Origin of the sequence: Achromobacter sp. ACM05, assembly GCF_019218915.1 — a bacterium.
Lineage (GTDB): Bacteria > Pseudomonadota > Gammaproteobacteria > Burkholderiales > Burkholderiaceae_B > Achromobacter > Achromobacter animicus.
Genome location: NZ_JAHUWQ010000002.1, coordinates 367,207 through 380,185, shown reverse-complemented (window position 1 = coordinate 380,185; position 12,979 = coordinate 367,207). Strand labels below are relative to the sequence as shown.

At 65.9% G+C, this 12,979-nt stretch carries 9 protein-coding genes; 6 read left to right on the top strand and 3 right to left on the bottom strand.

All coding sequences use genetic code 11. From position 1 onward, the window contains the following. The first annotated feature begins 180 nt into the window (after positions 1-180). From KW836_RS12615 to KW836_RS12590, 6 genes are all read left to right on the top strand, one after another. Complete coding sequence (locus KW836_RS12615; protein WP_105238467.1) at positions 181-1,935, top strand: PAS domain S-box protein; 1,755 nt, start codon at positions 181-183, stop codon at positions 1,933-1,935. After that, positions 1,932-2,558 carry a response regulator transcription factor gene (locus tag KW836_RS12610; protein WP_056570132.1) on the top strand — a complete coding sequence of 209 codons (627 nt, stop codon included), beginning with the start codon at positions 1,932-1,934 and terminating at the stop codon, positions 2,556-2,558. Before KW836_RS12615 ends, KW836_RS12610 begins: the two co-directional genes overlap by 4 nt. Further along, positions 2,555-3,406 (top strand): bifunctional methylenetetrahydrofolate dehydrogenase/methenyltetrahydrofolate cyclohydrolase FolD, encoded by an 852-nt coding sequence (gene folD, locus KW836_RS12605; RefSeq protein ID WP_175126081.1) that lies wholly within the window; start codon positions 2,555-2,557, stop codon positions 3,404-3,406. Before KW836_RS12610 ends, folD begins: the two co-directional genes overlap by 4 nt. 238 nt (positions 3,407-3,644) lie before the next feature. Further along, a complete protein-coding gene (locus tag KW836_RS12600; RefSeq protein ID WP_218343513.1) occupies positions 3,645-5,711 on the top strand; it encodes a M3 family metallopeptidase in 2,067 nt (688 codons plus the stop codon). Positions 5,712-5,891: 180 nt separating this feature from the next. After that, the gene (locus KW836_RS12595) at positions 5,892-6,506 is read left to right on the top strand and encodes an SCO family protein (protein WP_175126079.1); all 615 of its coding nucleotides are present in this window, start codon (positions 5,892-5,894) and stop codon (positions 6,504-6,506) included. 112 nt (positions 6,507-6,618) lie between these two features. After that, positions 6,619-6,870, top strand: a complete 252-nt coding sequence (locus KW836_RS12590; RefSeq protein WP_008158223.1) for a GlsB/YeaQ/YmgE family stress response membrane protein — start codon at positions 6,619-6,621, stop codon at positions 6,868-6,870. Positions 6,871-6,996: 126 nt separating this feature from the next. Here KW836_RS12590 and adeC read toward each other — a convergent pair whose 3' ends face one another. Genes adeC through KW836_RS12575 form a run of 3 tightly spaced genes read right to left on the bottom strand, consistent with a single transcriptional unit; the run spans position 6,997 to position 12,861 of the window. After that, the gene (adeC, locus tag KW836_RS12585; protein WP_218343512.1) at positions 6,997-8,475 is read right to left on the bottom strand and encodes an AdeC/AdeK/OprM family multidrug efflux complex outer membrane factor; all 1,479 of its coding nucleotides are present in this window, start codon (positions 8,473-8,475) and stop codon (positions 6,997-6,999) included. Then, complete coding sequence (locus tag KW836_RS12580; RefSeq protein WP_175185178.1) at positions 8,475-11,654, bottom strand: efflux RND transporter permease subunit; 3,180 nt, start codon at positions 11,652-11,654, stop codon at positions 8,475-8,477. Before KW836_RS12580 ends, adeC begins: the two co-directional genes overlap by 1 nt. Before the next feature lie 13 nt (positions 11,655-11,667). Beyond that, on the bottom strand, positions 11,668-12,861 hold the full coding sequence (locus tag KW836_RS12575; protein WP_175185213.1) for an efflux RND transporter periplasmic adaptor subunit: 1,194 nt from the start codon (positions 12,859-12,861) through the stop codon (positions 11,668-11,670). Positions 12,862-12,979 lie beyond the last annotated feature (118 nt).

Sequence of the window (12,979 nt, the reverse complement as noted above, 5' to 3'; positions counted from 1 at the left end):
TTAACCGGTCGCAAGGAAAATTTCATGTTGCGGTACGGCATTTCATAATGCGGAAAGTTGAACGGAAGCTGAATCGCTGAACGCCATACTTTTTACGGTCTAGGCCGAATGGTGGACTTGATTCCCGGCAATTCCCTCCCAACACGCACTAAAATGCGCGGTCTACCGGCCCCGAATTCCATGTCCAGCGCGCCCAAGTCCAACATACCCACGCCTTTCCACGACCACGCCCGCACCCGGCGGCGCGGGGTGTACTGGGTCACGCCCGCCATGGTGCTGATCCTCTATATCTGTGTGATGGCGGTGTTCTTCTGGCTGCAGCGCATCCATGACGATAGCGTCATGTTTGTCACGATAGACCAGGAGCTGCGTCAGCAACGCCTGATATGGGTCGTGCTGGCGCTGTCCTGCGTCATCGTCATCAGCCTGCTCATGCTGTGGCGCTACACCCGCTTCCGGTCCACCGCCGAGGCCGCGCTCATTGCCGAAACGGGTTTTCGGCGCGCCATGGAAAACTCCATGTCCACGGGCATGCGCGTGCTCGACATGGAAGGCCGCATCGCCTATGTGAACCCGGCGTTCTGCCGGATGATCGGCTGGAACGAGGCCGACCTGATCGGCCGCAGCCCGCCCTTCCCGTATTGGGTGCCGGGCCGCCACGAACAACACCAGCACACGCTGGACGTGCTGATGTCGGGCAAGACCCCCAGCAGCGGCCTGGAAGTCGAGGCGCAACGGCGCGACGGCTCGCGCTTCACGGCGCGTATGTATGTGTCCCCGTTGCTGGACCCCAACGGCAACCAGATCGGCTGGATGACGTCCATGACGGACATCACCGAGCCCAAGCGCATCCGCGAGGCCCTGACCGCCGCGCACGAGCGCTTCATGACCGTGCTGGAAGGCCTGGACGACGCCATCTCGGTCACGGCCGACACGCACGACGGGCTGGAACTGCTGTTCGCCAACCGCACGTACCGCCGTGTGTTCGGCGCGCAGACGGGTGGCCACGACGAACTGCTGGCCGGCCGCCGCGGCCGCTTCACCGACGAATCGGTCGAGGTCTTTGCGCCGTCGGTGCAGCGCTGGTTTGAAGTGCACCACCGCATGCTGGCCTGGACGGACGGCCGCCGCGTGCGCATGCAGGTGGCGCGCGACATCACCGAGCGTCGCGGCCACGAGGAAGCGTCGCGCGTGCAGCAGGAAAAGATTCAGCTCACCAGCCGCCTGACCACGATGGGCGAAATGGCCTCGTCGCTGGCGCATGAGCTGAACCAGCCGCTGACGGCCATCGCCAACTACAGCATGGGCGCGGTGGCGCTGGTCAAGGCCGGCCACACCAGTCCCAACATGCTGCTGCCCGCGCTGGAAAAGGCCGCGTCCCAAGCCGAGCGCGCCGGCAAGATCATCAGCCGCATCCGCGAATTCGTGAAGCGCAGCGAGCCGCGCCGCCAGCGCGTCGCCATCGGCCGCATCGTCGACAACGCCATCGGCTTTGCCGAAATCGACGCCCGCAAGCGCCGCATCCGCATCGATAGCTTCGTGCCGTCCAACGCGCCCGACGTCCTGGCCGACCCCATCCTGATCGAACAGGTGTTGCTGAACCTGCTCAAGAACGGCCTGGAAGCCATGGAAAAGAGCGAGTCCGACGAGCTTAAGGTTGCCGTAATTCTTCACGAGCAGCATATCGAGGTGGCCGTGGTGGACCGCGGCCACGGCCTTGCCGAACCCGAGCGCCTGTTCGAACCGTTCTTCAGCACCAAGTCGCAGGGCCTGGGCATGGGGCTGAACATCTGCCGTACCATTATCGAATCGCATCACGGCCGCCTGTGGGCTGACCCCAATCCCGCCGGCGGTACTATCTTCCGCTTCACCCTGCCCTGCGCTGCCACCCAGACGCAGGCCCAGAACGATCAGTCCGAGGAGTTGCACGCATGAACACGCCCCACCTGTCGAGCACGGTATTCATTGTCGATGACGACGAAGCGGTCCGCGATTCGCTGCGCTGGCTGCTGGAAGCCAATGGATACCGCGTTCGCGCCTACGCCAGCGGCGAGTCCTTCCTGGAAGACTACGACGCCAGCCAGATCGGCGTGCTGATCGCCGACGTGCGCATGCCCGGCATGAGCGGCCTGGAGCTGCAGGAACAGCTCATCATCCGCAATGCGCCGCTGCCCATCGTGTTCATCACGGGCCACGGCGACGTGCCGATGGCGGTGTCCACCATGAAGAAAGGCGCCGTCGACTTCCTGGAAAAGCCGTTCAACGAATCCGACCTGCGCGAAATCGTGGCGCGCATGCTGGAGCAGGCCACGCAGCGCGTGAGCAAGCACCAGGCCCAGAAGGACCACGAAGCCATGCTGGCCCGCCTGACCGCGCGCGAGCAACAGGTGCTGGAGCGCATCGTCGCCGGCCGCTTGAACAAGCAGATCGCCGACGACCTGGGCATCAGCATCAAGACCGTCGAAGCGCACCGCGCCAACATTATGGAAAAACTTGAAGTGACCACCGTTGCAGATTTGATGAAAGTGGCCTTGGCCAAACCCGAGGCACACGCATGACCGCAAGGATTATTGACGGCGCGGCCCTTTCGCAGCGCATTCGCGAAGAAGTCGCCCAGCGTGTTTCGGCTTTGGCCGAAAAAGGCACCCGCCCCGGCCTGGCCGTCGTGCTGGTCGGCGCGGACCCCGCCTCGCAGGTGTATGTGCGCAACAAGGTCGCGGCCTGCGAGAAGGCCGGACTGCATTCCGTGAAAGAGCAATACCCGGCCGAGATGACCGAGGCCGAACTGCTGGCCCGCATCGACGTGCTGAACCAGGATCCCAGCATCCACGGCATTCTGGTGCAGTTGCCCCTGCCCAAGCACATGGATGCCCACAAGGTCATCGAGGCCATCGCGGCCGAGAAGGACGTTGACGGCTTCCATATCAGCAACGCGGGCCTGCTCATGACCGGGCAGCCGCTGTTCCGTCCCTGCACGCCGTACGGCGTGATGAAGATGCTGGAATCGGAAGGCGTGACGCTGCGCGGCGCTGAGGCCGTCATCGTCGGCGCCAGCAACATCGTGGGCAAGCCCATGGCCATGCTGCTGCTGCAGGCCGGCGCCACCATCACGATCTGCAACTCCAAGACGCGCGACCTGGCGGCCCAGACCCGCCGCGCCGACGTGCTGGTCGTCGCCACCGGCAAGCCCGGCATGATCGACGGTTCGATGATCAAGCCCGGCGCCGTCGTCATCGACGTGGGCATCAACCGCGGCGCCGACGGCAAGCTGTGCGGCGACGTGGACTTTGCTTCCGCCAAGGAAGTGGCCGGCGCGATCACGCCCGTGCCGGGCGGCGTGGGTCCGATGACCATCGCCATGCTGCTGGTCAATACGGTCGAAGCGGCCGAACGCGCTGCCGGGTAAAGCGTAGACCTCGGTGTCTGACACCCGTGTGAGATGCACTTCAGCTTGGACGGGTGCCTCAGGGGTGTCAGACACCTGCCGCGAATTGGTGACGAACACCATCCGATCCTCTGCGACCGCCGGGCATGGCGCCATCCTCTGTCAGGCCTTGCGTTCAGGCCGATCGCCCTCACCTGATCCTTATCGCCTTCGCCGGCGCGCCTGACGCGCCGCCTGCCACTCATAAGCCGGTAACACCATGACCCAGAACCCCCTGCTCGCTCCCGTGTCCGAACTGGTCGATTACGCGGCCGTCAAACCCGCGCACATCGTGCCCGCCGTCGAGGAACTGCTGGGCATTGCCCGCAAGGCCGTCGACCACGCCGCCGACCCCGCGCTCGCGCCCACCTGGGAAGCCGTGGCCGAGCCCCTGGACACCGCGTCCGAGCGCCTGTGGCGCGCCTGGTCGGTGGCTGGCCACCTGAATGCCGTGGTCAACACGCCCGAACTGCGCGAGGCCTATAACGCCGCCCTGCCGCTGGTCACCGAGTTTTCGACCTGGGTCGGCCTGCACGAAGGCCTGTACAAGCAATACCAGCGGCTGGCTGCCGCACCCGACTTCGCGTCTTGGTCGCCGGTGCGCCGCCGCATCGTCGAAATGGCCTTGCGCGATTTCCGCCTGAGCGGCGTCGAACTGCAAGGCGCCGACCGCGAACGCTATGCCGCGATTTCCGACCGCGAGGCCCAGGCGTCGCAGAAGTTTTCTGAAAACGTGCTGGATTCCATCGATGCGTGGTCGCTGATCGTTGAAGACGAAAGCCGCCTGGCCGGCGTTCCGGCGGACGTGATTGCCGCCGCGCGCGCCGCGGCCGAGGAAGACGGCAAGGCCGGCTGGAAGCTCACGCTGAAGATGCCCTGCTACCTGCCCGTCATGCAGTACGCGAAGGACCGCTCGCTGCGCGAGGCGCTGTACCGTGGCTACGGCACGGTCGCGTCCGAACAGGGCGATGCCAAGTTCGACAACTCCCCGCTGATCGAAGAACTGCTGGCGCTGCGCGCCGAGGAATCGGGCCTGCTGGGTCTGGGCACCTTCGCCGCGCTGCGCCTGCAGACGCGCATGGCCCGCGACGCCAAGGAAGTCACCGTGTTCCTGCGCGATCTGGCCGCCCGCGCCAAACCGTACGCGCAGCGCGATCTGGCGGAACTTACCGCCTACGCCACCGGCGAGCTGGGGCTGGACAGCCTGCAGCCTTGGGACGTGGCCTACGCCTCGGAACGCCTGCGTGAATCGCGCTACGCGTATTCCGAAGACGAGGTGAAGCAATACTTCACCGAACCGCGCGTGCTGGCGGGCCTGTTTGACGTCATCCAGACCCTGTTCGGCGTGCGCCTGACCGAAACGCCCGTGTCGTCCTGGCACGGCGACGTGCGCGGCGTGCGGGTCGAAAGCCCCGAAGGCGCGCTGATCGGCCACCTTTATCTGGACCTGTACGCGCGCGCCGGCAAGCAGAACGGCGCCTGGGTCGACAGCGAGCGCACGCGCCGCGTCGTGGCCGGCAAGGTGCAGACGCCGATCGCGTACCTGACCTGCAATTTCTCGCGTCCCAACGGCGACCGTCCGGCCGTGCTGACGCACGACGACGTCATCACCCTCTTCCACGAAACCGGCCACGCGCTGCACGCGCTGCTGTCCGAAGTCGACGAGCCCGGCGCCGCGGCGTTTGCCAGCGTGGAATGGGACGCCATCGAACTGCCCTCGCAGTTCATGGAGAACTTCTGCTGGGAATGGGCCGTGGTGCAGAAGCTGTCGGCGCACGTGGACACCGGCGAGCCGCTGCCGCGCGCGCTCTACGACCGCCTGGTCGCCGCCCGCAATTACCAGAGCGGCATGCAGACCGTGCGCCAGATTGAATTCGCGCTGTTCGACATGCTGATGCACGATCGCAGCAAGGGCGCGTCGATTTCCGAGGTGCTGGCGCTGTTGCAGGAAGTGCGCAAGGAAGTTGCCGTGCTGTTCCCGCCCGAATGGCATCGCCTGCCGCACGCCTTCTCGCACCTGTTCGCGGGCGGCTACGGCGCGGGCTACTACAGCTACAAGTGGGCCGAAGTGCTGTCGGCGGATGCCTACGAGGCCTTCGAGGAAGCCGCGGCCAAGCAGGCCGGCAACGCGCTGGGCACGCTGGATCCGGAGACGGGTGCGCGCTTCCGCCGCGAAGTGCTGGCCGTCGGCGGCTCGCGCCCGGCGGCCGAATCGTTCGCCGCATTCCGCGGCCGCGCGCCGCGCATTGACGCGCTGCTGCGTCATAGCGGGATGACGGCGAGCTGATGGCGATGTCAGACACCTGACGCCTGTCGCACGCCGCGCCTGCCAAGACGGCCCGCCATCGCGCGGGCCGTTTTTTTGCTCCGGACTTGCGCGGGCACAAGGCATGGCGGCCGTATGCCACTCTCTTCAGATCCTGCAGGTAGAATCCGAAAGGTTTACCCCCTTCCGGCTACTGGACCCATGCGACACCTGATTACCGGCCGCTTCTTTCGCGGACTGCTGTTGAGCTTGTGTGTGTTTCTTGCCGCCTGCGGCGACAGGAACGTGGACTGGACGCTTTACAACGTCAAGGGCCACCTGCCCGACCTGAAGTTCTCGCTGCCCGGCGCGGGCGGCAAGACGGTCAGCAGCGACGACCTGAAGGGCAAGACGGTGCTGCTGTTTTTTGGCTACGCCAGTTGCCCGGACATCTGCCCGACGACCATGGCGCAGCTGACCGCGGTGCTGCAGAACCTGGGCGACAAGGCCAAGGACGTGCGCATCCTGTTCGTCAGCGTGGACCCGCACCGCGACACGCCGGACATCCTGCAGGCCTACGTCAACGCCTTCAACAACAACGCCATTGGCGTGACGGGCAACGAACGGCAGGTGGCTGACCTGGCGCGCCGCTATCGCGTGGCCTACCAGATCGAAAAGCCCCGGCCGGGTGACGACGCCGACATGTACGAGGTGACGCACAGCCGCGGCGTGTACATCTTCGACAAGGACGGCAAGGCGCGCCTGCTGGCCTCAGACACCGACAGCATCGAGACGCTGACCAAGGACGTGCGCCAGCTCATCGACCTGACCTCCTGACGCGGCGCGCTGGTCCGCACACCAGTTGTTACAACGGTGGCGTACGGGGTGCGGGTATCCGTGGGTATCATCAATCCACTTCGCCCCCTTTTCCCTAGTAAGGAGTACGCGCATGAGCATCATCATCATGATCATCGTCGGGTTCATCGTGGGTCTGATCGCCCGCGCCATCATGCCCGGGGACCAGAACATGGGGATCATCATGACCACCATTCTGGGCATCATCGGCGCCGTCGTTGCCGGCTTCCTCGGCCAGTCGCTGGGGTGGTACCAGCCCGGCGAACCCGCTGGCTGGATCGGATCCGTGGTCGGCGCGATCATCGTGCTGTTCGTGGTGGGCCTGATCGCCAAGAAGCGCACCTGACGTCTGCGTCCTGCATGCAAAGAAAAACGGGCCGATCGCGAGATCGGCCCGTTTTGCATTGCAGGCGCCAGGAATGGCCCTATAAGCAGCCCATAAGCGGCGCCAAGCGCGCCGCTCCTGGTAGCGTCAGCCCGCCGGCGTGACCGGCGCAGCAGGCGCCGCCGCCGTACGTTCTGTCCACCCGCCGCCCAGCACCTTGTACAGCGTGACCAGATTGGTCAGACGCGCCAGACGCGTGTCGACCAGCGCCTGCTGCGAGGTATAGAGCGAGCGCTGCGAATCCAGCACGCTCAGGTAGTCGTCGATGCCCTGCCGGAAACGTTGCTCCGACGCGTCATACGCGCGCTGATTGGCGTCCACCAGCAGGCGTTGGGCCTGGATCTGCTCGTCCAGCGTGCCGCGGCCGGCCAGCGCATCCGCGACTTCGCGGAAACCCGTCTGGATCGACTTTTCGTACTGGGCCACCTGGATGTTCTTCTGCACTTTCGCCAGGTCCAGCCCCGCCAGCAGCGAGCCGCCCGCGAAGATCGGCACGGTGATCTGGGGCACGAAGCTCCACGCCCCCGAACCGCCGTCGAACAAGCCGCCCAGGCTGGCGCTGGCGGTGCCGGCCGAACCCGTCAGGCTGATGGTCGGGAAGAATGCCGCACGCGCCGCGCCGATGTTGGCGTTGGCGCCCTTGAGCTGATGCTCTGCCGCGCGGATGTCCGGGCGGCGGGTCAGCAGGTCGGACGGCAGGCCGGCGGGCAGCGTGGTCGGCAGCATGCTGTCGTCCAGCTTGACTGCGTTGTCCAACGCCGTGGCCATCTGCGGCGACAGCGGCTGACCGACCAGCAGCACGAGCGCATTGCGGTCCTGCGCGGCCTGGCGCGTGTATTGCGACAGGTTGCGTTGGGCCGTGCGCAGCGAGACTTCGGCCTGGCTCAGGTCCAGCGCCGTGGACAGGCCCTGGTCGTAGCTCTGCTTGGTCAGGTTGTAGGAATCTTCCTGGCTCTTGAGCGTGTCGCGCGTCAGGCTGAGCAGCTCCTGATCCGCGCGCAGCGTCAGGTAAGCATTCGCCACCTCGGCGATCAGCGTGAGCTGCGTCGCCGTGCGCGTCTCGTCCAGCGCCAGGTAGGATTCCAGCGCCTGATCGCTCAGGCTGCGGATGCGGCCGAAGAGGTCCAGTTCCCAGGCGGACATGGCAGCGCCAACCTGATAGCTGTGGCTGGTGGTGGCCTGGCCGCTGGGCGACAGGTCGGCCGGCGTGCGCTGGGCAGAGCCCTGCCCCGCCACGCCGATGCTGGGCGCCAGGTCGGCGCGCTGGATGCGGTACTGCGCGCGCGCGGCCTCGACGTTCAGCGCCGCCACCCGCAGGTCGCGGTTGTTGACGAGCGACTGCTCGATCAGCTGTTGCAGCAGCGGATCGCCGAAAAAGTCGCGCCAGCCGATGTCGGCCACGGCCATGCCGCCCGGCGCGGCCGCCTGGGCCGCGTTGTAGGCGGCGCCCGTGGGATACGCGGCGTCGATGGGCGCATCGGGACGCTCGTACGTGGGGGCCAGCGAGCAGCCCGCCAGGGCCGCCGCCAGGGATACAGACAGCAAGGTTCTCATCTGGAGTTTCATTACGGTTGACCCTCCGCCGGCACGTCGTGCGGCCCCTTGGCGCTGGTGTCGTGTTTGTCGACGTTTTCGCTCATGCGCTTGACCTTGAACACGCGCAGCATGATGACGAAGAAGGCCGGGACGAAGAAGATGGCCAGGAACGTGCCGGTCAGCATGCCGCCGATCACGCCCGTGCCGATGGCGTTCTGGCTGCCCGAGCCCGCACCGCTGGAAATCGCCAGCGGGGTCACGCCCAGGATGAACGCCAGGGACGTCATCAGGATGGGACGCAGACGCTGACGGGCGGCGTGGATGGCCGACTCGGTCAGGCTGGCGCCCGCTTCATAGTGCTCCTTCGCGAACTCCACGATCAGGATGGCGTTTTTGGCCGCCAGCCCGATTGTCGTCAAGAGACCCACCTGGAAGAACACGTCGTTGGACAGACCACGCAGCAGCGTCGCCAGCAGCGCGCCGATGATCCCCAGCGGCACCACCAGCATGACCGCGGACGGAATGGTCCAGCTTTCATAGAGCGCCGCCAGGCACAGGAACACCACGATGAGCGAGATCGCGTACAGCGCGGGCGCCTGGGCGCCGGACAGGCGTTCTTCGAACGACAGGCCGGTCCATTCGAAACCGACGCCGACCGGCAACTTGGCCGCCAGGCGTTCCATTTCTTCCATGGCTGCGCCCGAGCTGTAGCCCGGCGCCGCCTGGCCCTGGATGTTGTACGACGGCACACCGTTGTAGCGGTTCAGCTTCTGCGGACCGAAGCTCCACGTTGCGCTGGAGAACGCCGAGAACGGGACCATGTCGCCATCCTTGTTGCGCACGTACCATTTGTTCAGGTCTTCCGGCAGCATGCGCGAGGATGCCTCGCCCTGCGCGAACACCTTCTTGACGCGGCCACGGTCGATGAAGTCGTTGACGTACGACGAACCCCATGCGGTGGCGAGCGTGCTGTTGATGTCCGACACGGCCACGCCCAGGGCGCGGGCCTTTTCGCGGTCGATGTCCAGCTGGTACTGCGGCGCGTCTTCGATGCCGTTGGGACGCACGCCCGCCAGCACCGGGCTCTTGCCGGCCTCGCCCAGCAACTGGTTGCGCGCGGCAAGCAGCTTCTCGTGGCCCACGCCGGCACGGTCCATCAGCTGGAAGTCAAAGCCGGTGACGTTGCCCAGTTCCATGACGGAAGGCGGCGGCACGACGAACAGTTGCGCGCGGCGTTCCGTCTTGGCGAAGTGCGCGTTGGCGCGTCCTGCCACGGCGGCGGCCTTCAGGCTGGCGTCGCCGCGTTCTTCCCAGTCGCGCAGCTTGATGAACAGGATGGACGCGTTCTGGCCGCGGCCGCCGAAGTTGAAGCCGTTGACCGCGAACACCGAGGTGACGGCGTCCTTTTCTTCGGTCAGCAGGTACTTGGTGGCGTCGTCGATGACGGCCTTGGTGGCTTCAGCGGTGGCGCCGGCCGGCGTCTGGATCTGGGCGAACAGGATGCCCTGGTCTTCGGCCGGCAGGAACGCGGTCGGGATGCGGGTGAACATCCAGCCCATCGCGATGACCAGCGCCAGGTAGACGACCATCAGGCGCTTGGTGCGGTTCAGGCCGCGGGCGACGGTATTGGCGTAACCGTTGCTGCTGCGCTCGAACGTGCGGTTGAACCAGCCGAAAAAGCCCTTCTTGGCGCCGTGATGGCCCTTCGGAATGGGCTTGAGCAGCGTCGCGCAAAGCGCCGGCGTGAACACGATGGCGACGATCACGGACAGCACCATCGAGGACACGATCGTGATCGAGAACTGACGGTAGATCACGCCCGTGGAGCCGCCGAAGAACGCCATCGGCACGAACACGGCCGCCAGCACCATCGCGATGCCGATCAGAGCGCCGGTGATCTGGCTCATGGATTTGCGGGTGGCCTGCTTGGGCGTGAGGCCCTCTTCGGCCATCACCCGCTCGACGTTTTCGACCACCACGATGGCGTCGTCAACGAGCAGGCCGATGGCCAGCACCATCCCGAACATCGTCAAGGTGTTGATGGAATAGCCGAACGCCGCCAGCACGCCGAACGTGCCCAGCAGCACCACCGGCACGGCCAGCGTGGGAATGATGGTGGCGCGGAAGTTCTGCAGGAAGAGATACATCACCAGGAACACCAGGATGATGGCTTCGACCAGCGTCTTGAACACTTCATGGATCGACAGGCTGACGAACGGCGTCGTGTCGTACGGATAGACGACGTCCATGCCCGGCGGGAAATACGGCTTGAGGTTGTTGATGGTGTCGCGCACCGCCTGCGCCGTGTCCAGCGCGTTGGCGCCCGGCGCCAGCTTGATGGCCAGGCCGGAAGCGGGATTGCCGTTGTAGAAGCTGTCGATGGCGTAGGTCTGGCCGCCCAGTTCGATGCGCGAGACATCACGCAGGCGCACCTGCGAACCGTCGGAGTTGACCTTCAGCAGGATCTGGCCGAAGTCCTCGGCCGTCTGCAGGCGCGACGGTCCGATGATGGTGGCGTTGAGCTGCTGGCCGCGCACGGACGGCAGGCCGCCCAATTGCCCGGACGAGACCTGGACGTTCTGTTCCTTGATGGCGGTGGTGACGTCGACCGTGGTCAGCCCGTAATTGACGAGCTTGGCCGGGTCCAGCCAGATCCGCATCGCGTACTGCGAGCCGAAAAGCTGGAAGTCGCCCACGCCCTGCGTACGGCTGATGGGATCCTGGACGTACGACGCGACGTAATCGGCCAGGTCGTCCTTGGTCATCGTGCCGTCGGTGGACACGAAGCCGGCCACGATCAGGAAGTTCTTCGTGGCCTTGGTGACGCGGATCCCCTGCTGCTGCACTTCCTGCGGCAGAAGCGGCTGCGCCAGCGCCAGCTTGTTCTGGACCTGCACCTGCGCGGTGTCGGGGTTGGTGCCCTGCTTGAAGGTCAGCGTGATGGACATGCTGCCGTCGGAGTTGCTTTCCGACGAGATGTACTGCAGGCCATCAAGACCGTTCATCTGCTGCTCGATCACCTGCACCACGGTGTCCTGCACGGTCTGCGCGGACGCGCCCGGGTAGGTCACCGCGATGCCGATGGCGGGCGGCGCGATGTTGGGGTACTGGGCGACCGGAAGCTGCAGGATGGACAGCGCGCCGGCCAGCATCAGCACGATCGCGATCACCCAGGCAAAAACCGGCCTGTCGATAAAAAACTTTGCCATGCGTGGCTCCTGATTACTGCTTGGCCGGCGCGGCGGGGGCAGCGGCCCCCTGCGCATTGGCCGCTTGCGGCTGGGCCTTGGCGCCGGCTTCAGTGGCGACCACTTCAACGCCGGGGCGGACCATCTGCAGGCCTTCCACGATCACGCGGTCGCCGGCGGCCAGGCCGTCGGTGACGAGCCACTTGTCGCCAATGGCGCGGTCGGTCTTCAGGTCGCGGAGTTCAACCTGGTTCTTGGCGTTGACGACAAGCGCCGTCGGCTGGCCGCGCTGATTGCGCGTCACGCCGCGTTGCGGCACCAGCAGGCCGTCGGCGGCCACGCCGTCAGCCAGGCGCGCACGCACGAACATGCCGGGCAACAGACGGCGGTCGGGGTTGGGGAACACGGCGCGCAGCGTGATCGAGCCGGTGCCAGGGTCCACGGTCACTTCGGAGAACTGCAGCTTGCCGGACTCTTTGTATTGCGAGCCGTCTTCCAGCGTCAGCGTGACCTGCGCGGCCTGCTCGCCGTCCAGCTTCTTGAGCTGGCCGGTGGCCAGCGCGTCCTGCAGGCGCAGGAGCTGCACGCTGGACTGCGTGACGTCGACGTAGATGGGGTCGATCTGCTGCACCGCGGCAAGTGCGCTGGTCTGGTTGGCGGTCACGAGCGCGCCTTCGGTCACGGCCGAGCGGCCGATGATGCCGTCGATCGGCGACAAGACCTTGGTGTAGACGAGATTGATGCGGGCCGTGTCCAGCGCCGCCTTGGCCGACAGCACGTCGGCGGCGGCCTGATCGCGCGAGGCGACGGCGTTGTCGTAGGTCTGCTGACTGACCGCGCGGGTGGCGACCAGCGGCTTGTAGCGCTCGGCCAGCAGGGCGGCGGTCTTTTGCTGCGCCTGGGCGCGAGCCAGCGCGGCCTTCTGGCTGTCGACGTTGGCTTGGTAAAGAGCGGGATCGATCTGATAGAGCTGTTCGCCCGCCTTGACCTCGCCGCCCTCGGTAAAGAGGCGCTTCTGGACGATGCCGTTGACCTGCGGGCGGACCTCGGCGACGCGGAACGCAGAGGTGCGGCCGGGCAGTTCGGTAGTCAGGGAAACGGGCTGCGTCGCCAATGTGACGACCGTCACTTGCGGCTTGCCGCCCTGAGGCGCCTCTTGCTTCTTGCCGCAGGCGGCCAGTGTGAGGGCCGATGCCGTCAGCGCGACAACGGCCGCACCGCGCCACATAGCGCTTTTCTTATTCATAGATTGCATTCCCGATTTCAATAAAGGTAGCCCCACGCCGCGCATGCGCCGCGTGCCTGATAGCCGTGAAAGGCCGTTTTGCCTGGGGCGATTCTGCGAA